The organism is Emticicia oligotrophica DSM 17448, from assembly GCF_000263195.1.
GTDB classification, from domain to species: domain Bacteria; phylum Bacteroidota; class Bacteroidia; order Cytophagales; family Spirosomataceae; genus Emticicia; species Emticicia oligotrophica.
Genome location: NC_018749.1, coordinates 50746 through 71197, shown reverse-complemented (window position 1 = coordinate 71197; position 20452 = coordinate 50746). Strand labels below are relative to the sequence as shown.

The window sequence follows — 20452 nt, the reverse complement described above, 5'->3', positions numbered from 1 at the left end:
TTGAAACTGACCGAATGCTAAGTTTAGATTCTGAATGGATAATTTAGTGCTATCATGTTAAGTGTTTTTTGCGTTTTAATAGAGGTATTTCATCAAAACGTAAAATAAATTCTTTTTTTACTACAATATTTTGGGTTTCGATTTATAATATTAATTACATTTGTGTAATATAGACACATTGATTTGTAATTTTAAAATACGTTATAATTTACCAAATATTAGATGAGAAAGAGAATAGTTTTTATAGTTTTTATCGGTATTAGCCAAATATTAAAAGCCCAAACGCCTCTCAAACTTTGGTACAAACAACCTTCTGGAAATACATGGGAAAATGCAATGCCCATTGGAAATGGGCGTTTAGGAGCGATGATTTACGGAAATGTTGAACAAGAAATCATACAACTTAACGAACATACAGTATGGAGCGGGAGTCCCAACCGAAATGATAACCCCTTGGCTCTTGAAAAATTAGCTGAAATCAGAAAGTTAATTTTTGAAGGAAATCATAAAGAAGCAGAGAAATTGGCAAATCAGGCGATTATTTCAAAGACTTCGCATGGCCAAAAGTTTGAACCTGTGGGAAATCTTAACTTAGTTTTTGCTGGACAAGAAAATTATAAAAATTATTACCGAGAGTTAGATATTGAAAGAGCAATTTCAAAAACTACATATCAAGTTGGAGATGTAACTTATACCCGCGAGGCTTTTGCCTCATTGGCTGACAGAGTGATAATAATGAAAATTTCAGCTAATAAAGCAGGAAATGTTTCATTTAATGCCAATATTTCTTCTCCACAAAAAAGAAAAACGATTGCCACTACACCGAATAAAGATTTAACGCTTTCTGGAATAACCAGCGACCATGAAACTGTAAAAGGAATGGTAGCGTTTAAAGGTATTTCAAGAATAAAACTAGAAGGTGGAAGCCTTCAATCTACTGATACTTCTTTAGTGGTCAAGGGAGCTAATTCAGCGATTATATTTATTTCGATTGCCACTAATTTCAACAACTATCAAGATTTAAGCGGTGATGAAAACAAGCGTGCAAATGATTATTTAAACAATGCCTTCGCAAAAACATATACAACCCTACTTAGCTCACATATTTTAGCTTATCAAAAGTTGTTCAACCGAGTTAAAATTGATTTAGGCGAAACCGATGCCGCAAAACTACCAACGGATGAACGTTTAAGAAATTTTAGAAATATCAACGACCCTCAAATGGTAGCTCTTTACTATCAGTTTGGACGGTATTTATTGATTTCTTCTTCGCAACCAGGCGGACAACCAGCCAACTTGCAGGGTATTTGGAATAATCGTATCAATCCACCGTGGGATAGCAAATACACTATTAACATTAATGCCGAAATGAATTATTGGCCAGCCGAAAAAACCAATCTTTCAGAGTTGCATGAGCCTTTTTTGAAAATGGTAAAAGAGCTGTCTATAACTGGACAAAAAACTGCCAAAGATATGTATGGTGCCCGAGGTTGGATGGCCCACCACAATACAGATATTTGGCGAGCAACTGGAGCAATTGATGGAGCGTTTTGGGGAATGTGGACCGCTGGTGGAGGATGGGTAAGCCAACATTTATGGGAACATTATCTTTATACGGGTGATAAAGCATTTTTAGCTTCAGCTTATCCTGCTCTTAGGGGAGCTGCACAGTTTTACGCTGATTTTTTGGTTCCGCACCCAAATAAAAATAATTGGTTGGTGGTAAATCCTGGTAATTCGCCAGAAAATGCACCTGCAGCTCATGATGGCTCTTCACTTGATGCGGGTGTTACGATGGATAATCAAATTGTTTTTGATGTATTTAATAAAGCAATCAGTGCTGCTGAAATTCTTAAAATAGATGCCAATTTTGTAGATTCTTTAAAAAAGTTGAGAGCAAAATTGCCACCAATGCACATTGGGCAACATAATCAATTGCAAGAATGGCTTGATGATATTGATGACCCCAATGATACACATCGCCATATTTCGCACCTATACGGTCTTTACCCATCGAATCAAATTTCTGCTTATCGGACACCCGAACTTTTCGAGGCTTCTAAAAATTCCTTGATTTATCGTGGTGATGTAAGTACTGGTTGGAGTATGGGCTGGAAGGTAAACTGGTGGGCAAAACTGCAAGATGGCAATCATGCTTATCAATTAATTCAAAATCAACTTACCCCAATCAGTGGCGAACGTGGAGCTGGCGGCACTTATAATAACCTATTTGATGCACATCCTCCTTTTCAGATTGATGGTAATTTTGGTTGTACTTCGGGGATTACAGAAATGTTGATGCAAAGCAGCGATGGGGCAGTACATTTATTGCCAGCTTTGCCAGATGTTTGGCCTACGGGTAAAATTGCTGGTTTAAAAGCTATCGGAGGTTTTGAAATTGTTGAGATGCAATGGAAAGATGCCAAGTTAGTCAAATTGGTTATAAAATCAAATTTAGGTGGAAATCTACGTCTTCGTACACCTAATGATTTGAAACTAACCAATGGACTAAAGTTAGTAGCTGCGAAGGGAGAGAATCCGAATCCGTTTTATAGAATTGATGAAACAGCCAAACCCATTATTTCAGAAAAAGCAAATATCAAAATACCAAGTTTGAAAGCAACCAAACTTTACGATATTTCTACTAAAAAAGGTCAAATAATTGTGTTAACGTATTAAAAATCAGTAAATTAAATAAAAAAATACAATGTTAAAGACAGTATATAAAATTTGTGGCTTTATAGTTTTGTGGTTTTCAGTGAATATAGCCAATGCACAAGTTACCCTACCTAATCCAATATTAACAGGTTTTTACCCAGACCCAAGTATCGTAAAAGTAGGAGCAGATTATTATTCTGTACATTCAACTTTTTCATTTTTCCCAGGTCTTCCCATTATGCACAGCCGTGATTTGAAAAACTGGAAGCAAATCGGTAATGTAATTAGCCGTCCTTCACAAATGAATTTTATGGGCGAACGTATGTCTCGTGGTCTCTTCGCTCCCGCTATTACCTATTATAAAGGTATTTATTACGTTACTTGTACGGATATTGATAATGATGGAAATTTTGTTGTGACAGCTACCAATCCAGCAGGGCCTTACAGCAACCCAGTAAAAATTCCTGAAGTTCGTGGAATAGACCCTTCTATTTATTTTGATGAAGCAACCGATAAAGCTTACATCATTTATAACAGTGATGCACCAGATAATAAACCGCTGTATTCGGGTCACAGAACTATCCGAATGTATGAGTTTGATTATAAAAACTTAAAAGTGGTAGGCGAACAAAAACAATTAGTAAATGGCGGGGTAGATATAACCAAAAAACCTGTATGGATTGAGGGCCCTCACATTATCAAACGTAATGATTGGTATATTTTATATTGTGCGGAGGGCGGTACTTCTGTCAATCATTCACAAGTAGCACTACGTAGTAAAGATATTTGGGGACCGTATGTACCTTTCGAAGGAAATCCTATCTTGACTCAAAGGGGGTTACCTGCCGACCGACCAAATCCTATTACTTCGGCGGGTCACGCTCAATTTGTTGAAGGGCCAGATGGAAATTGGTATTCGATTTTTTTAGCTGTTCGCCCCTACGAAGGAGATTATTATAATACAGGTCGTGAAATGTTTATTGCCCCACTTAAATGGGTAAACGATTGGCCGATGATTGAACATGGAGAAAAAGCCATCGAATACAAATACAAAACAAATATTAAAGAAGTAAAGCAAAAGGGGGCATTACCACAAAATGGTAATTTCGCTTATACAATGACTTTTGAAAAAGGACTCGACCTTTCGATGATGCATTTACGAACAGTTGATAGTTCTTCATTCATAACTTCAAAAAATGGACTAACACTTAAACTAAAACCTGAAACAATTTCTGAATTGGGTAATCCTTCGTTCGTTGGAAAACGTCAGCAACACATGTATTCGGTAGCCGAAACCGAGTTGAATTTTAGTCCAAAAAATGAAAATGAGAAAGCAGGTTTGGTAATATATCAAGATGAAAGTCACTTCTACTTTTTGGCGAAATCAATCAAAGATGGAAAAGCACAGGTTGAATTATATAAAAGTGTTCATCGAAAAAAAGAGGTAGAATTAGTAAAAAGCTTACCTGTAGGCAATGGAAAATTGAATTTGAAAATAACTTCTAAGGCCGATAAATGCGATTTTGAGATTTCTGAAAACGGGAAAGATTATAAAATCATTGCCGAAAATTTAGATGGTAAGCACTTATCAACTAAAGTTTCTGGTGGATTTATTGGTAATGTGTATGCCATGTATGCTACCTCAAATGGTGAAAAATCAGATAATTATGCAATATTCAAGTATTTGAAATACAGCGGAAACGACCCAATGCTAAAATAATGAATAAGAATTTCGTATATCTTTTAATATTCATTTACACGGTTTTGCAGGAAAGTGTTTTTGCACAAAAAAACTTAGCAAACAACCCAATAATTCACGCAGATGTACCCGATATGTCGATGATTCGTGTAGGTGACATCTATTATATGAGTAGCACTACCATGCACATGAGTCCTGGGCTACCAATCATGAGTTCAAAGGATTTGGTAAACTGGAAATTGGAGAGTTATTGCTATGATAGATTGGTTGAAAACGATGCTATGAATCTGACTAATGGGCAAAATACCTATGGGAGAGGTTCTTGGGCAAGTTGTATTAGGTATCACAACGGAATGTTTATAGTAAGTACGTTTGCCGCTACCTCTGGTAAAACCCATATTTATACCTCTAAAAATATAAAAGGCCCTTGGAAAGAGCAGTCTTTTGCCCCTTCATATCATGACCACACCATTTTTTTTGACGATGATGGAAAAACGTATCTTATTTATGGTGCGGGAAAACTGAAGATATTAGAATTGAAATCCGATTTAAGTGGCCCAATCAATGTGGGTGAAGAAAAAGTTTTGATAGAAAACGCCTCTGCACCAGCTAATGCACCAATCATGTTGCCCGCCGAGGGTTCTCAACTTTTCAAATATAAAGGGAAATATTACCTTTTCAATATATGTTGGCCACGTGGTGGTATGCGTACAGTGATTATTCACCGTGCCGATAAAATCACTGGTCCATGGGAAGGAAAGCTTGCATTGCAAGATTTGGGTGTAGCACAAGGTGGCTTAATTGATACGCCAGACGGCCGTTGGTTTGCTTACCTTTTTCGAGATTATGGTGGCGTAGGTCGTATTCCTTATCTGGTCCCCGTAAAGTGGGAAAATGATTGGCCAGTTTTGGGCGAAAATGGTAAAGTTCCAATGACTTTAGACTTACCAACAAACAAAAGCTTGATTCCTAATATTGTAAATTCTGATGAATTTACTCGTAAAAAAGGAGAATCAGTTTTACCCTTGGTTTGGCAATGGAATCATAATCCCGATAATTCGCTTTGGTCAATTTCTGAGCGGAAAGGTTTTCTTCGCCTAAAAACTGGTAGAATTGATACTTCATTCGTCTCGGCACGTAATACACTTACCCAACGCACTATTGGCCCCGTAAGTGCAGGTTTGGTTGCTTTAGATGCTTCGAAAATGAAAGAAGGAGATGTAGCAGGATTAGGCTTACTTCAAAAAAACTATGGATTTGTAGGTGTAAAAATTGAAAATGGAATAAAATCAATCGTAATGGTATGCATCAAAGGTGGTAAAGGTACTGATGTAGAGAAAATATCAATTTCGCAAAACAAGGTTTATTTCAAAGCTGAATGTAACTTCAAAGACCGAGCCGATATAGCATACTTCTACTTCAGCCTCGATGGAAAATCATGGAAAAAAATTGGTGAGCCTTTGAAAATGCCTTATACGCTTCCGCATTTCATGGGTTACAGGTTTAGCTTGTTTAATTACGCCACTCAAGAAGTTGGCGGCTTTGTTGACTTTGATTATTTCAGAATCGAAGAAAAAAAATCAAAAAAATAAACATCAAATAATGAAAAAAATATTTTTCGCTTTGGCATTATCTATAATTCTTGAAAATGCTTTCGCCCAAGACCCCAATTTTCATATTTATCTCTGTATTGGGCAGTCAAATATGGAAGGAGCGGCACGAATCGAAGAGCAAGATACCATCAATATTGATAGTAGATTTAAGATTTTAGAAGCATTAGATTGTCCACAACTAGGCAGAAAAATGGGTCAATGGTATTTAGCTAAACCTCCACTTTGTCGTTGTAATACTCGCCTTTCTCCAGCCGATTATTTTGGCCGAACGCTGCTACAAAATATGTCTCCAAAACAGTCTTTGGGTTTGGTTCATGTTGCTGTTGCAGGAAGTAAAATTGAGATTTTTGATAAAATAAAGTATAAAACTTATCTCGATTCTTCCGCCAAAGAAAAACCGTGGATGATAAATATGGCTAATTCATACGGTGGGAATCCCTATGAAAGACTCATAGAAATGGCAAAAATTGCTCAAAAATCGGGCGTAATTAAAGGAATTCTTTTACATCAAGGCGAATCGAATACAGGAGATAAGACTTGGCCAGCTCAAGTAAAAAAGATTTATGATGATATTTTAGCTGATTTAGGCATGGCTCCAAACTCAATTCCTTTGATTGCCGGCGAATTAGTATCGGCCGAACAAGGTGGAAAATGTGCCAGCCATAATACCATCATTGCCACACTTCCGCAGGCCATTCCTAAGGCAATCGTGGTTTCGTCTAATGGCCTAACTGCAGCTAAAGATGGTTTACATTTCGATTCAGCAGGCGTTCGTGAATTCGGCAAACGCTATGCAGAAGCACTTATACAATATTCAAAAAAGTAAAAAATGAAAAATAAATTACTCTTAATAGCTGCCATCCTTTGTGGCTTTTCTGCTTTTTCACAAGAAAAAATCATACTTTATCCCAATGGTGTACCTAATTCCAAACCATCAAATGTGTCCGAAACAGGTGCCGACCGAGGTTTGTTTAAAGGAATTACGAATCCGAGTTTGGAATATATAAAACCAGAGAACCCTAACGGAACTGCTGTAATTGTGATTGCTGGCGGGGGTTATGGCGTAATTGTTTACAATGGCGAAGGTTTAGGAACAGCGAAAAGTTTAGCAGAAAAAGGTATTTCTGCCTTTGTGCTGAAATACCGATTACCAAGTGATGAAATAATGGTCGATAAGAAAATTGGACCTTTGCAAGATGTGCAGCAATCAATCAAATATTTAAGAGAAAATGCCGAAAAATATGGCATTGATAAAAATAAAATTGGTGTGATGGGGTTTAGTGCAGGTGGACATCTGGCGAGTACAGCGGCTACTCATTTCGAAAAATCATACATAGAAAACCTTCAAAATACCAATCTCAGACCAGATTTTCAGGTACTGGTTTACCCGGTCATTACTATGCAAGATGGTCTAACACACGGTGGTTCGCGTGATGCCCTTCTTGGTAAAACCCCTACAACGGAAGATAAAGATTTATTTTCAAATGAATTACAGATAAAAACAAATACACCAATTACGTGGCTTACTCATACCGCCGACGATAAAGTGGTAGATGTTGATAATAGTATTCAGTATTTTGAAAACCTTCGAAAAAATAAAGTAGAAGTAGAAATGCATATTTTTCCGAAAGGCGACCACGGATTTATCTTCCGTCATAAAGGTTGGATGAATCCATTATTTGATTGGATGGAGCGAAACAAACTACTCTAAAAACGATATCAATTAAATTCTCTATAACTATGAAAAACAAATACTTTTTAATCTATTTCGGGCTGATTTTGGGTGCATTTACAGCACAAGGGCAAGCCCCACGAGGCCCGATTGTTGTTTCGCCGAAAGTAAACCCTGATAAAACAGTAACTTTCTCCTATTTAGCTCCAAATGCTACAAGCGTTTTACTTGATGGCAATCAATTTGGCTCTGCAAATGTACCTATGACTAAAGGCGAGAACGGTGTTTGGTCAATTACGGTAGGTCCAATCAAGCCAGATATTTATCCTTATGGATTCAAAGTTGATGGTGTAACCATAAGCGACCCTTCTAATACGTATTTATTTCCAAACGAACGTTTTAAAGCAAGTTTAGTTGAAATTCCTTCTGATTCGCCAGCTATTTATGCTCTTCAAAATGTGCCTCATGGCTCTATTAATTATGAATATTATCCTTCTGTAGAAAGTTCTACGGGTACGCTTGTGGTATATACACCACCAGGATACAATAAAGAAACGGCTAAAAAATATCCAGTTTATTACTTAATCAGTGGTACAACCGATACAGAAGAAACCTTTTGGAAAGTAGGAAAAGTAAATCTGATGCTGGATAATATGATTGCTCAAGGAAAAGCAAAGCCAATGATTGTCGTAATGCCTTACGGAAATCCTTTAGCAAGAATTGCTGAACAAACTGGTAAAGATAAACCCTCTGATGTGATGAGCCGTGATGGTGAAGATGCCCTCAAACGTATGAAGTTATTTGAGACCGACCTCATTACGAAAGTTATTCCTTACGTAGAAAAAAATTATCGAGTTATTGCAAATCGTGATAATCGTGCGATAGGTGGTTTCTCTCGTGGAGGTGGACAAACGCTCCGCACCGCCTTTAACAACGTTGATAAATTTGCCTACGTGTGTAGCTATGCATCCTACATTTCTCCCGCCGAAATGGATAAGAGTTTTACAAACATTACCGAAAATCCCGTAAAAACTAACAAAGATTTTAAGTTACTTTTTTCGGGAATTGGTACAGATGACTTCCTTTATAAAGGTACTACTGAGTGGGAAAATTATTTAAAAGAAAAGAAAATTAAATTTAAAAGCTATGTAACCGATGGCGGACATACTTGGATGAACGTGAAAAAGTATCTCAACGAGACTTTGCCTATTTTGTTTAAATAATTATAAAAAGTATAGAACGCAGATTATATGGAGTCTTTCAGAAACGTTGATTAACGCTGAAAGCCAAAGTAAAATATGTGTTGGTACTCTGTGCCATTAGCTTTCAATTCTTACAAATTCAACTCAATCAATGAAAAACTTTCTCAAATTTAGCCTTTTAGCTGCAACAATCGTTGGTAGTATCAATATTGTTGAGGCACAACAAGCAGCCATTATCGAAGATTTTAAACCTTCGGTGCTCAATCAGCCGCAGCAAGAGTTTCCAATGGTAAACTCGCAAGGTTATGTACGCTTCAAAATTGTTGCTCCCGCTGCCGATAGTGTACGTGTAAGTTTAGGACTAGGTGGGCGTGGAGGAACCAAACTAGCTAAAGCTGAAGATGGCTCGTGGACGGGAACAACGGAAGGTCCCATGGATGAAGGCTTCCACTACTACAACGTAAGAATTGATGGCGGTAAATTCAATGACCCCGGAACCTTGAATTTTTATGGCTCAGTTCGCTGGGAGAGCGGTATAGAAATTCCAGCCAAAGACCAAGAATTTTATACATTAAAGAATGTTCCGCACGGAAATGTTCAACAAATTCTTTTCCCATCGCCAAGCACGAATACTTCAAGAAGAGCATTTGTATATACTCCTCCTGGTTATGAAAAAAGTAAAGAGAAGTATCCTGTTTTATATCTTCAACATGGTTGGGGCGAAGACGAAACCGCTTGGATGAACCAAGGTAGAGCCAATTTAATTATGGATAATTTGATTGCAGAAGGAAAAATTAAACCATTTATTATTGTCTGCACTTATGGAATGACGAATGATATTCGGCCGGGTCAACCTGGTGGTTTACGAAACTTCAAAATCGAACCTTTCCAAACTGTTTTAATTGATGAATTGATTCCTTATGTGGATGCTAATTTTAGAACTATAGCTAAAAAAGAAAAACGAGCAATGGCAGGCCTTTCGATGGGTGGTTTTGAAACAAAAACAATCTCCATGAACAAAACAGATGTTTTTACTTACTATGGTTTGTTGAGTGGCGGAACTTATGCACCAGCCGATTTCAAAGATAAACCACAGCCTAAACTGATATTTTTAAGTTGTGGCAGTAAAGAGCGTCCTGATGGTGTTCGTAAGGCAGGTGAAGAACTGAAAGCGGCAGGTTTCAACGCCGTAAGTTATGTTTCAGAAGGAACAGCCCATGAATTCCAAACTTGGCGTCGTAGTTTATTCCAAATGGCTCCATTACTTTTTCAATAAACTTTACAGACACTTTTAAAAACTGATTTTGCAAGTGTAAAATACATTTAGATATGAAAAATATATTTTTCGCAATATTTACCCTTTCCTTGATAACGATTCAAACTTTTGCCCAAACTTCAGAGAAAGAAATGCCTAAAGGTTATGAGAACGCAAAAAATGGCATTGCGAAGGGCAAAATTGATACGGTTCAGTATGCTTCCAAGACCGTTGGAAGTACTCGTAAAACATTAGTTTATACGCCTCCAAACTATGATAAAAAGAAAAAATATCCAGTTTTTTATTTACTTCATGGCATAGGCGGAGACCATCTCGAATGGTTTAAAGGAGCAAATCCTCAAAATATTTTGGATAACCTGTATTCAGAAGGAAAAATCCAACCCATGATAGTGGTCATGCCTAATGGACGTGCAATGAAAGATGACCGTGCTATTGGAAATATTTTTGATAAAGATAAAGTGGAAGCTTTCGCAACCTTTGAAAAAGATTTATTGAATGACTTAATTCCGTTTATTGAAAAAAACTATTCAACCTTAACTGACCGAGAAAACCGTGCCATTGCAGGCTTATCAATGGGAGGGGGTCAATCATTGAATTTTGGTTTAGGAAACTTAGATAAATTTGCTTGGGTAGGTGGTTTTTCTTCGGCACCAAATACAAAAGTTCCTAAAGAATTATTACCGAATCCTGAAGAAGCTAAGAAAAAATTAAAGCTGCTGTTTATTTCGTGTGGTGATGCAGATGGATTAATTACATTTAGTAAGCGTACCCACGACTATTTATATGAAAATGATGTACCTCATATTTATTATTTGGAAGCAGGTGGACATGATTTTAAGGTTTGGAAAAATGGTCTTTATATGTTTTCGCAATTTTTGTTTAAACCCACGAATCCAAGTACGTTTACTAAATATTCGGTGTTAGGTACTCCTGCTGCAAGTAATATTCGGAATGCCAAGTACCCCCAGATTTTGCCAGATAATCGGGTAATTTTTAAAGTGAAAGCTCCAGAGGCACAAAAAGTACAAATTGATTTGGGCAAAAAATATGACATGGTAAAAGATACTAGCGGTTTTTGGAATGTAACCACTGATTCAATTAGTCGAGGATTTCATTATTATTCACTTTTAATTGATGGTGTAGCAGTAGCCGATCCAGCCAGCGAAACTTTCTATGGTATGAGTAGAATGGCAAGTGGAATTGAAATTCCTTATAGAGAAGGTGGGTTTTATGCTCTAAAAGATGTTCCTCACGGTGATATTCGCATCAAAAAGTATTTTTCTAAAGTCACCAATTCTTGGCGTGAGGTGTATGTTTATGCCCCTCCGGGTTATGATAATTCTACTGAAAAATATCCAGCTTTATATTTATTACATGGAGGTGGTGAAGACCAAAGAGGTTGGGCTACACAAGGAAAAACCGATTTGATTTTAGATAATTTAATCGCTGAAAACAAAGCAAAACCCATGCTTATCGTAATGGTTGATGGTAATTTCTATGGTAATGGCGGTGGAGTTGCTGGATTTGGCATGCAACAATTAAATCAGTTTGAAAATGAGTTAAAAAATGCAGTCATTCCTTTTATAGAATCCAATTATAGAGTTTTGAATGATACTAAAAATCGTGCATTAGCAGGGCTTTCAATGGGTGGCTTACAAACACTACATGCAGGCGTTCGTAATTCTGATTTATTCAGTTATTTGGGCGTTTTTAGCTCTGGATGGTGGGCAAATAATACTAAACTTTCCGACCCACAGTATGAATTTATGAAAATCAATAAGGATAAAATAAATACTAATATCAAAGAGTTTTGGATTTCACAGGGTGGTAAAGAAGATATTGCTCATGCAAATTGCCAAATTATGATGAAGAAATTCGATGAAATGGGAATAAAATACAAGTATAGCGAATATGCTGGTGGCCATACATGGCCAGTTTGGCGACATGACTTATATTTATTTTCACAATTATTATTTAAGTAAAACCAATCATTTATTAAAGTGAAAAAAATAATTCTATCAATCTTAACAGGCTGCTTTACTTTAACTTTATCAGCCCAAACCAAAATCACGCTAAATACTGATTTGGCTAAAACAAAAATTAATAAACATATCTATGGACATTTTGCCGAACACCTTGGTCGTTGTATCTACGGTGGAATGTATGTAGGCGAAGGAAATACAAAAATTCCAAATACTGCTGGTGTTAGAAATGATGTAATTCAAGCACTTAAAGAATTGAAAGTGCCAAATTTGCGTTGGCCGGGTGGTTGTTTTGCGGATGCCTATCAATGGAAAGATGGTATTGGGCCAAAAGATAAGCGTCCTAAAATGGTTAATATGTGGTGGGGAGGAGTTACAGAAGATAATAGCTTCGGTACACATGATTTTCTTGACCTTTGCGAAAGAATTGGAGCAGAACCATATTTGGCTGGAAATGTAGGAAGTGGCACTGTAAAAGACTTATCAGATTGGGTTTCGTATGTAAATCATCCAGGAGGTAGTCCAATGGCAGAACTTCGTAAACAAAATGGTCGCCAAAACCCATGGAATGTAAAACTTTGGGGCGTTGGAAATGAAGCGTGGGGGTGTGGAGGTAATATGACGGCAGAATACTATTCAAATATTTACCGTCAATATGCCACTTTTATGTCTGACTCAAAAGATGCCAAACTTTATAAAATTGCCTCTGGTGCAAGTGATGGCCAATATGATTGGACAGAAACACTAATGAAAAATATCCCTCATCACATGATGGATGGGGTGGCTCTACACCATTATTCTGTTTTGAGTTGGAAAGAGACTAAAGGCCCTGCCGTTGGCTTTACTGAAACTCAATATTTCAAAACGATGGATGAAGCTTGGAAAATGGACGAGTTCATCAAAGGACACAGCACCATCATGGATAAATATGACCCACAAAAGAAAATTGCATTAATAGTTGATGAGTGGGGCGGTTGGTATGATGTTGAACAAGGTACAAACCCAGGTTTCCTCTATCAACAAAATACCATGCGTGATGCGGTGATTGCTGGTCTAACACTCAATATTTTTAATAATCATGCAGAACGTGTACGTGGAGCAAACTTGGCACAAATTGTAAATGTTTTACAGGCGGTCATTTTGACTAACGAAGAAAAAATGTTACTGACGCCAACCTATCATGTGATGAAAATGTATAATGTGCATCAAGATGCAATGCTCGTACCAATGAATATCGAATCGCCAAATTACGAATTTAATGGTAAAAAATTAACGGCAGTTTCATCTTCGGCTTCTAAAGATGCATCAGGAAATTTGAATATTTCTTTGACAAACATTGATTATACGAAATCGCATGAAGTAACAATTAATTTAAGAGGTGAAGATTTTTCTAAAGTTTCAGGCAAAATATTAGCTTCTTCTAAAATTGATGACCACAATAGCTTTGAACAACCTAATAAAATAGCAATCAAAGATTTTAGTGGCGTAAAATTTGAAAAAGGAGTTTTAAAACTAACCATTCCTGCTTTTTCAGTGATTGTGTTAAATCTTTCAAAGTAACGTATCTTGTTAGCCCTATTTTAATACAAGATTGTATGAGCATGAAATGCCGTCTTGTATTTCATTTATAAAAGAAAGAACATTGTTTATTTAATAAAATTAGTGGAGATTATATATTTTCACTAATTTTATTAAAAACACTAACCAAATTGCAAACTAAATTTTAATGCTTGCAAAAAATAGATGGATAAGTACCCTCATTCAACTCGAATACTTGTAGCTCTTGATTGTATAGTTTTTGGCTTTGATGGTGAAGCCCTTAAACTCTTATTAATTAAAAGAAATTTTGAACCAGAAAAAGGTAAATGGTCTTTAATGGGTGGTTTTTTAGAAGGAAATGAAGACCTTGAAGTTGCCGCTAATCGCATATTATACGATTTGACAGGTTTACAAGATATTTATTTTGAAGAAATTAAGACTTTCGGAAAAGTTGATAGAGACCCAGTTGAGCGTACAATTTCAATTTGTTTTTTTGCCTTAATCAATATCCACGCTCATAATCAAGATTCTGCCAAAGCACAAAACGCTTATTGGATTGATTTAAAAAATAGACCAAACCTTATTTTTGACCATAACCAAATGGTCGATTTAGCTTTAGAACAATTACGTTATAAAGCGGCCCTGCACCCTATTGGATTTGAACTTTTACCCGAAAAATTTACCATTCCACAACTTCAGAAATTATACGAAGCTATTTATGATACCCCACTTGATAGAAGAAATTTTAGCCGAAAAATTCTTTCTACTAACCTTCTGATTGATACTGGTGAAAAAAATCAGAATTCAGCTACAAAAAAGGCAATTCTCTACCAGCTCGACAAAGATAAATATCAAAGACAGTTTAATGCCTTCCATTATTTTATCTCCGATTCAATGAGATAAATAATAAATTTTCATTAAAAAATTAAAATACTTTGGAAATAAATAAAAATGTGTCATATTTACACGAATATTAATGTGTCAAAATAACACAAATGAAAATGTCAAAGAAATATACCATAGGTCTTGATTACGGAACTGATTCGGTACGAGCATTGGTAGTCGATACACAAACTGGTGAAAATGTTGGAACTGCAGTCCATTATTATGAACGATGGAAAAATGGTTTATTCTGCAATCCATCTATTTCACAATTCAGACAACACCCACTTGATTATCTCGAAGGCCTTGAAAGTGCAATAAAAGGTGCTTTAGAAGGACTTTCTGACGAAATCAAAAAAAGTATTGTTGGTATTTCAATTGATACAACTGGCTCAACGCCCGTAGCAGTTGATAAAAAAGGTACTCCTTTGGCTCTTTTACCAGAATTCTCTGAAAATCCAAACGGTATGTTTATTCTATGGAAAGACCATACCGCCAACACTGAAGCAGAAGAAATCAACCAATTAGCCCATACATGGAGCACCGACTTTACCAAATATGTGGGTGGGATTTATTCTTCAGAGTGGTTTTGGGCAAAGATTCTGCGAACCCTTCGAGTAGATGCTGCGATTCGTGAAAAGGCTTTTTCGTGGGTAGAACATTGTGATTGGATTTCTGCGGTGCTGACAGGTAATACAAACCCACTCACCTTGAAGCGTTCACGCTGTGCAGCTGGTCATAAAGCTATGTGGCATCAAGAGTTTGAAGGACTTCCATCAGAGGAATTTCTTACAAAACTTGACCCTTTATTGACAGGTTTAAGAGAACGACTTTTTAGTCAAACATATACTTCTAATGAAACTATGGGCATCATTTCCAAGGAATGGGCTATTAAATTAGGCCTTCCTGAAGATGTATCTATAGGTGTTGGAGCTTTTGATTGCCACATGGGAGCCGTTGGTGCAGAAATTGAACCTTACGATTTTGTGCGGGTGATGGGCACTTCAACTTGCGATATGCTAATTGCTCCCAATGAAGAAATCGGTCATTTGCTCATTCGAGGAATTTGTGGTCAAGTAGATGGTTCGATTATTCCGAATATGTTAGGAATGGAAGCCGGACAATCAGCTTACGGCGATTATTATGCTTGGTTTCAAAAAATTATCTCTGAGCCTGTTAGAGAACTTTTAGGAGAAAAAGCTGCCGATGAATTAGTGCAAAAACTTATCCCTTATTTATCCGAAAAGGCTTCTCTCATACCTATTACCGAAAATGACCCAGTAGCTACCGATTGGATTAATGGACGAAGAACACCTGACGCAAACCATGAACTCAAAGCGGCATTTATGGGCCTAAATTTAGGTACTGATGCCATTAAGCTATTCAAGATGATTGTTGAAGCAACAGCCTTTGGCTCAAAAGCTATTGTAGATAGATTTATTGAAGAGGGTGTACCTATTAAGCAAGTAATTGCTATTGGTGGGGTTGCCAAAAAATCTCCTTTTGTCATGCAAACGCTCTCAGATGTACTGAATATGCCAATCAAAGTTGCCAGTTCCGACCAAGCTTGTGCTCTTGGTGCTGCAATGAATGCTTCGGTTGCTGCGGGTGTTCATGCAAACTTATTTGATGCACAAAAAGCGATGGGTTCGGGCTTCGATGCTCGTTATGAACCCCGCCCCAACTTCGTAGAAGTTTATCAGAAATTATATCGAAAATATCAAAGTTTAGGAAAATTCATTGAAAAAAATGCTTGATTTAAAACAATTCGAGGTTTGGTTCGTAACGGGTAGTCAGCACCTGTACGGGGAAGAAACACTCCGCAAGGTTGATGAACATTCAAAAATTATTGCTGATTTTCTCAATAATTCACCCAAAATACCTGTAAAAGTAGTATTTAAGCCTGTTGTAAAAACACCTGATGAGATTCTGAATATTTGTAGAGCAGCCAATATTACGCACAACTGCGTGGGTATTATTACTTGGATGCATACTTTTTCTCCTGCCAAAATGTGGATTCGTGGGCTTAACGCTTTGCAAGTTCCGATTCTACACCTTCATACGCAATTCAATCGTGATATTCCTTTTTCTGAAATAGATATGGATTTCATGAACTTGAACCAATCGGCACATGGCGACCGAGAGTTTGGGCATATTTTGTCTAAAATGCGTTTGAATCGCAAAGTAGTAGTTGGGCATTGGCAAACAGAATCGGTACTCGAAAAAATTAATAGTTGGGTTCGTGTTGCGATTGGGAAGTACAAAATGCAAACCATGAAAATTGCTCGTTTTGGTGATAATATGAGGTATGTTGCAGTAACTGATGGCGATAAGGTTTCTGCTGAAATGAAATTTGGCTTTGAAGTTAATACTTATGCCGTGGGAGATTTGGTCAAAGTAATCAATCAGTTTTCCGAAAACGAAATTGATAAACTTATTCAAGCCTATGAAGATACCTACGAATTAATGCCCTCATTAAGCAAAAACGGTGAGCATAGAAGTGCTCTCGTTGAAGCTGCCAGAATAGAATTAGGTTTAAAAGCATTCCTCGAAGATGGTGGTTTTTCTGCCTATACTAATACGTTTGAAGACCTACATGGTATGCGACAGCTTCCGGGCATTGGTTCCCAACGTATGATGGCCGCTGGTTATGGTTATGGCGGCGAGGGCGATTGGAAAACCTCGGCAATGGTGCATGTATTAAAAGTAATGGCAAGTGGTATGCCGGGAGGAAACTCGTTCATGGAAGATTATACCTATCATTTCCATCCAACTGATTCGATGGTCTTAGGTTCGCACATGTTAGAAATTTGTCCATCAATTGCACAAGGAGCAGTCAAATGCGAGGTTCATCCGCTTGGGATTGGTGGCAAAGAAGACCCTGTTCGCTTGGTATTTAATGCATCTGCTGGCCCTGCTTTAAATGTTTCTTTAGTTGATTTAGGCAATCGTTTCCGTCTGATTGTCAACGAAGTAGAAGCGGTTGAAGTCACAGAATCTTTCCCTAAGTTACCCACAGCTCGTGCTATTTGGAAGCCTCAACCAAGTATGGAAATTGGCTTGCAAGCATGGATTTTGGCGGGCGGAGCACATCATACTGTTTATAGCCAGAATCTTACAACCGAATACATCGAAGATTTAGCAGAAATGTTAGAGGTGGAGTTGGTAGTAATTGATAAAAATACCAGTATCAAAAGTTTAAAAAGTGAATTAAAGTTAAATGAAGTGTATTACAGATAACAATCTGAAATACACCAAATTGTAGAGTTCTTTGAAATGTTATTCCAAGATTTTTGGGCTTAATTGCCAGCCTTTTACATTTACGTTTTGTCGATTATAAGCATCATCACCACCATAAATCAAATATTTATTTTGAATTAATTGGGGTGAGTGTTTTTCAAAGTTTTGAATTCCTTTGAAAAATTCACTATTAATAGTCTTGCTAGATTTAATTTCAACAAGGTCAAACTTGGTTACATTTTGTATCATCAAGTCTATTTCATTTTGATTGGAATCTCGATAAAAATAAAAATTTCGCTGGTGTAGGCGGTGATAATTTGTTTTGAGCATTTCGGCAATGACCAAATTTTCAAAAATATTACCTCTTAAGTAATGATTTTCTAATTGCTCTTGATGCCTAATATCTAATAAAAAAGAAAGCAAACCCGTATCCCAAAAGTATAATTTAGGTGCTTTTACTAGCCTTTTACTAATATTCTGAAAGTATGGGGGTAAAGTAAAGGCAATGTATGAAGTTTCTAAGATGCTCAGCCAAGCACGTGCGGTATTTGATGAAATTCCGCACTCACTAGCTACTGCATTTAGGTTTAAAAGCTGGCCGATTCTTCCTGCACATAATTTCAGAAATAATCTGAATTGTGACAAATCCTTTACATTGATAATGGTTCGAATATCTCGCTCCACATAACTTTCAATGTAGCTATCATAATAGAATGGAGATTCTATTTTTCTATCGTAAATGCTCGGATAAAAGCCTTTAAAACAATGAGTTAGATAATTGCCATCGAGTAGCTGCTGTTGGTTTAATTCTGTAAAGTCGAAGGGTAATAAGCGTAATATTGCAACTCTCCCAGCAAGACTTTGAGTTATATTTTGTAGCAATAAGAAATTTTGTGAACCTGAAATGATGTATTGCCCCATAATTTGGTCATTATCTACTTTGCCTTGTAGGTAATTAAAAATTTGGGGCACTCTTTGTGCTTCATCAATGATCACATACCTATCATATTTCTCCAAAAAACCTCTTGGGTCATTCTCGGCAAACGCTCTATTATCAATATAATCTAATGACACATACTGATACTCAGGGAACATATTTTTCAATAAAGTAGTCTTGCCAGATTGCCTTGGTCCGGTTAGAGAAATGATTGGAAATTTTGAGATTAAGTTCAAAATCGAGCTTTCAATATTTCTTGGAATATACATTTTATGCAAAATTGAAATTGAAATTCAAAATTACATAAATTTATTAAGGAAGTGTAAAATGAATACATTTAAATCATTAAAAGAAGAATGTTTCGAAGCTAATATGATGCTTCCAAAATTAGGCTTAGTGCTTTTTACCTTTGGGAATGTCAGTGCCGTTGATAGAAACAAAGCAATATTTGCTATTAAACCTAGTGGTGTTCCTTATGAACAACTCAAGCCCGAAGACATCGTAATCATGGATTATGAAGCGAAAGTTGTGGAAGGAAAAATGCGACCATCTTCAGATACAAAAACGCACGCACAACTTTATAAAAACTGGGAAGATATCGGAGGAATTACGCATACGCATAGCACTTACGCCGTGGCTTGGGCACAAGCGGGTTTAGATATTCCAATTTTTGGGACAACCCACGCCGACCACACGCACCAAGATATTCCCTGTGCTTCAGTACTGACTGATGCGATGATTCAAGGTGATTATGAATTTGAAACAGGAAATCAAATTTTCGATTGTTTTGCCGAAAAAAATCTATCACATAAAGAAGTAGAAATGGTTTTACTGCAAAATCATGGGCCATTTACTTGGGGGAAAAATGCTGAAAAATCGGTATATAATGCGGCGGTTCTAGAGGAAATTGCCCGAATAGCAATGCTAACACTTCAAATAAATCCGAATACGCCAAGAATTAAGGATACTTTACGAATGAAACATTACGATCGTAAGCACGGCAAAAATGCTTATTATGGACAAGGATGTTAAACAAATCTACTAAAATTCTATAAGATGAAATTTTTTATTGATACTGCAAATTTAGCCGAAATCAAAGAAGCCAACGATTTAGGCGTTTTGGATGGTGTAATAAAATCTTTCATTAATGGCTAATGAAGGATTTTATTGTCAAGCAACCTTTTATAAGTTAATTCTGAAATTAATTTCAGCGGTGCGTATTAATTGAGAATTTTTGACCTTGAAATCATTTAAAACTCTTTTTCGCCAAACTCACTTGAAGGCAGTTTGGTCTTTTTATCTGATTTATTGAAACTGTAAGCGAGATTAAGCAATAAGATATTACGTTCTTGAATGTAGTTTGTTGTTGTATAAAGATTTGAGCCCAAAGTCGTAATTCTTTGTTCGTTTACTTTCATATTTCCTAAAGCTGCATTTTGCCATTGTGCAGAAACTGACAATTTATTTTCTAAGAAAGACTTTTTGATAGAAAAATTTGGTTGATAAAATCGTGAATCTTCACCCTGAGCGGTATTTCTTGCCGAAAGATATGAAAGATTAAATTGCGTACTAAATGTCGGCGTAATTTGATAATTAATAGAATAAACCCAACCTTTACTATTAACCGAAACGGCATTTTCAAATAATGAACCTTTGATTTTTCGATAAAAAATACTTCGTTCGTTCAACCTACATTTTGCCCTCCAATAAATATTCTTTTGGCATAAACGAACCCGTATAATGCTCATACTA

General features: G+C 36.6%; 15 protein-coding genes and 1 pseudogene. 14 read left to right on the top strand and 2 right to left on the bottom strand.

Features of this window, described 5'->3' with window-relative positions; genetic code table 11:
- The first annotated feature begins 222 nt into the window (after window positions 1-222).
- From EMTOL_RS21045 to araA, 12 genes are all read left to right on the top strand, one after another.
- A complete protein-coding gene (locus tag EMTOL_RS21045) occupies window positions 223-2679 on the top strand; it encodes a glycoside hydrolase family 95 protein (protein WP_015031187.1) in 2457 nt (818 codons plus the stop codon).
- Between the two features lie 28 nt (window positions 2680-2707).
- Entirely contained in the window at window positions 2708-4378 is a 1671-nt protein-coding gene (locus tag EMTOL_RS21040; RefSeq protein WP_015031186.1) for a glycoside hydrolase family 43 protein, read from the top strand.
- Window positions 4378-5949 (top strand): glycoside hydrolase family 43 protein, encoded by a 1572-nt coding sequence (locus tag EMTOL_RS21035; RefSeq protein WP_015031185.1) that lies wholly within the window; start codon window positions 4378-4380, stop codon window positions 5947-5949. The genes EMTOL_RS21040 and EMTOL_RS21035 overlap by 1 nt, the downstream gene beginning before the upstream one ends.
- 10 nt (window positions 5950-5959) lie before the next feature.
- Window positions 5960-6796: a sialate O-acetylesterase gene (locus EMTOL_RS21030; protein ID WP_015031184.1), complete on the top strand. Its 837-nt coding sequence runs from the start codon at window positions 5960-5962 to the stop codon at window positions 6794-6796.
- A gap of 3 nt (window positions 6797-6799) precedes the next feature.
- Window positions 6800-7681, top strand: coding sequence for an alpha/beta hydrolase (locus tag EMTOL_RS21025; protein WP_015031183.1), 882 nt, complete (start codon window positions 6800-6802; stop codon window positions 7679-7681).
- Between the two features lie 29 nt (window positions 7682-7710).
- Entirely contained in the window at window positions 7711-8865 is a 1155-nt protein-coding gene (locus EMTOL_RS21020) for an esterase (RefSeq protein ID WP_015031182.1), read from the top strand.
- A 130-nt stretch (window positions 8866-8995) separates the two neighbouring features.
- The gene (locus tag EMTOL_RS21015) at window positions 8996-10120 is read left to right on the top strand and encodes an alpha/beta hydrolase-fold protein (RefSeq protein ID WP_015031181.1); all 1125 of its coding nucleotides are present in this window, start codon (window positions 8996-8998) and stop codon (window positions 10118-10120) included.
- Between the two features lie 53 nt (window positions 10121-10173).
- The gene (locus EMTOL_RS21010) at window positions 10174-12102 is read left to right on the top strand and encodes an alpha/beta hydrolase-fold protein (protein ID WP_015031180.1); all 1929 of its coding nucleotides are present in this window, start codon (window positions 10174-10176) and stop codon (window positions 12100-12102) included.
- A gap of 18 nt (window positions 12103-12120) precedes the next feature.
- Complete coding sequence (locus tag EMTOL_RS21005) at window positions 12121-13662, top strand: alpha-N-arabinofuranosidase (protein ID WP_015031179.1); 1542 nt, start codon at window positions 12121-12123, stop codon at window positions 13660-13662.
- A 183-nt stretch (window positions 13663-13845) separates the two neighbouring features.
- Entirely contained in the window at window positions 13846-14544 is a 699-nt protein-coding gene (locus EMTOL_RS21000; protein ID WP_015031178.1) for an NUDIX hydrolase, read from the top strand.
- Window positions 14545-14642: 98 nt separating this feature from the next.
- Window positions 14643-16280: a ribulokinase gene (locus EMTOL_RS20995; protein ID WP_015031177.1), complete on the top strand. Its 1638-nt coding sequence runs from the start codon at window positions 14643-14645 to the stop codon at window positions 16278-16280.
- Complete coding sequence (gene araA / locus EMTOL_RS20990; protein ID WP_015031176.1) at window positions 16273-17763, top strand: L-arabinose isomerase; 1491 nt, start codon at window positions 16273-16275, stop codon at window positions 17761-17763. The genes EMTOL_RS20995 and araA overlap by 8 nt, the downstream gene beginning before the upstream one ends.
- Before the next feature lie 39 nt (window positions 17764-17802).
- Here araA and EMTOL_RS20985 read toward each other — a convergent pair whose 3' ends face one another.
- Window positions 17803-18969, bottom strand: coding sequence for an ATP-binding protein (locus EMTOL_RS20985; protein ID WP_015031175.1), 1167 nt, complete (start codon window positions 18967-18969; stop codon window positions 17803-17805).
- A gap of 58 nt (window positions 18970-19027) precedes the next feature.
- Between EMTOL_RS20985 and EMTOL_RS20980 the strand changes: the two genes are divergently transcribed.
- Together EMTOL_RS20980 and EMTOL_RS20975 are read left to right on the top strand one after the other, a co-directional pair.
- A complete protein-coding gene (locus EMTOL_RS20980) occupies window positions 19028-19732 on the top strand; it encodes an L-ribulose-5-phosphate 4-epimerase (protein WP_015031174.1) in 705 nt (234 codons plus the stop codon).
- A gap of 24 nt (window positions 19733-19756) precedes the next feature.
- A pseudogene (locus tag EMTOL_RS20975) lies at window positions 19757-19862 on the top strand (fructose-6-phosphate aldolase); the annotation flags it as partial.
- Window positions 19863-19950: 88 nt separating this feature from the next.
- Here the strand turns inward: EMTOL_RS20975 and EMTOL_RS20970 are convergent.
- Window positions 19951-20448 carry an outer membrane beta-barrel protein gene (locus EMTOL_RS20970; protein ID WP_083842404.1) on the bottom strand — a complete coding sequence of 166 codons (498 nt, stop codon included), beginning with the start codon at window positions 20446-20448 and terminating at the stop codon, window positions 19951-19953.
- Window positions 20449-20452: the final 4 nt, after the last annotated feature.

Excerpts from the sequence above, each read along its gene's own strand:
- EMTOL_RS21045 (WP_015031187.1), top strand. The coding sequence starts at position 223 with ATGAGAAAGAGAATAGTTTTTATAGTTTTTATCGGTATTAGCCAAATA.
- EMTOL_RS21040 (WP_015031186.1), top strand. The coding sequence starts at position 2,708 with ATGTTAAAGACAGTATATAAAATTTGTGGCTTTATAGTTTTGTGGTTT.
- EMTOL_RS21035 (WP_015031185.1), top strand. The coding sequence starts at position 4,378 with ATGAATAAGAATTTCGTATATCTTTTAATATTCATTTACACGGTTTTG.
- EMTOL_RS21030 (WP_015031184.1), top strand. The coding sequence starts at position 5,960 with ATGAAAAAAATATTTTTCGCTTTGGCATTATCTATAATTCTTGAAAAT.
- EMTOL_RS21025 (WP_015031183.1), top strand. The coding sequence starts at position 6,800 with ATGAAAAATAAATTACTCTTAATAGCTGCCATCCTTTGTGGCTTTTCT.
- EMTOL_RS21020 (WP_015031182.1), top strand. The coding sequence starts at position 7,711 with ATGAAAAACAAATACTTTTTAATCTATTTCGGGCTGATTTTGGGTGCA.
- EMTOL_RS21015 (WP_015031181.1), top strand. The coding sequence starts at position 8,996 with ATGAAAAACTTTCTCAAATTTAGCCTTTTAGCTGCAACAATCGTTGGT.
- EMTOL_RS21010 (WP_015031180.1), top strand. The coding sequence starts at position 10,174 with ATGAAAAATATATTTTTCGCAATATTTACCCTTTCCTTGATAACGATT.
- EMTOL_RS21000 (WP_015031178.1), top strand. The coding sequence starts at position 13,846 with ATGGATAAGTACCCTCATTCAACTCGAATACTTGTAGCTCTTGATTGT.
- EMTOL_RS20995 (WP_015031177.1), top strand. The coding sequence starts at position 14,643 with ATGTCAAAGAAATATACCATAGGTCTTGATTACGGAACTGATTCGGTA.
- araA (WP_015031176.1), top strand. The coding sequence starts at position 16,273 with ATGCTTGATTTAAAACAATTCGAGGTTTGGTTCGTAACGGGTAGTCAG.
- EMTOL_RS20985 (WP_015031175.1), bottom strand. The coding sequence starts at position 18,969 with ATGTATATTCCAAGAAATATTGAAAGCTCGATTTTGAACTTAATCTCA.
- EMTOL_RS20980 (WP_015031174.1), top strand. The coding sequence starts at position 19,028 with ATGAATACATTTAAATCATTAAAAGAAGAATGTTTCGAAGCTAATATG.
- EMTOL_RS20970 (WP_083842404.1), bottom strand. The coding sequence starts at position 20,448 with ATGAGCATTATACGGGTTCGTTTATGCCAAAAGAATATTTATTGGAGG.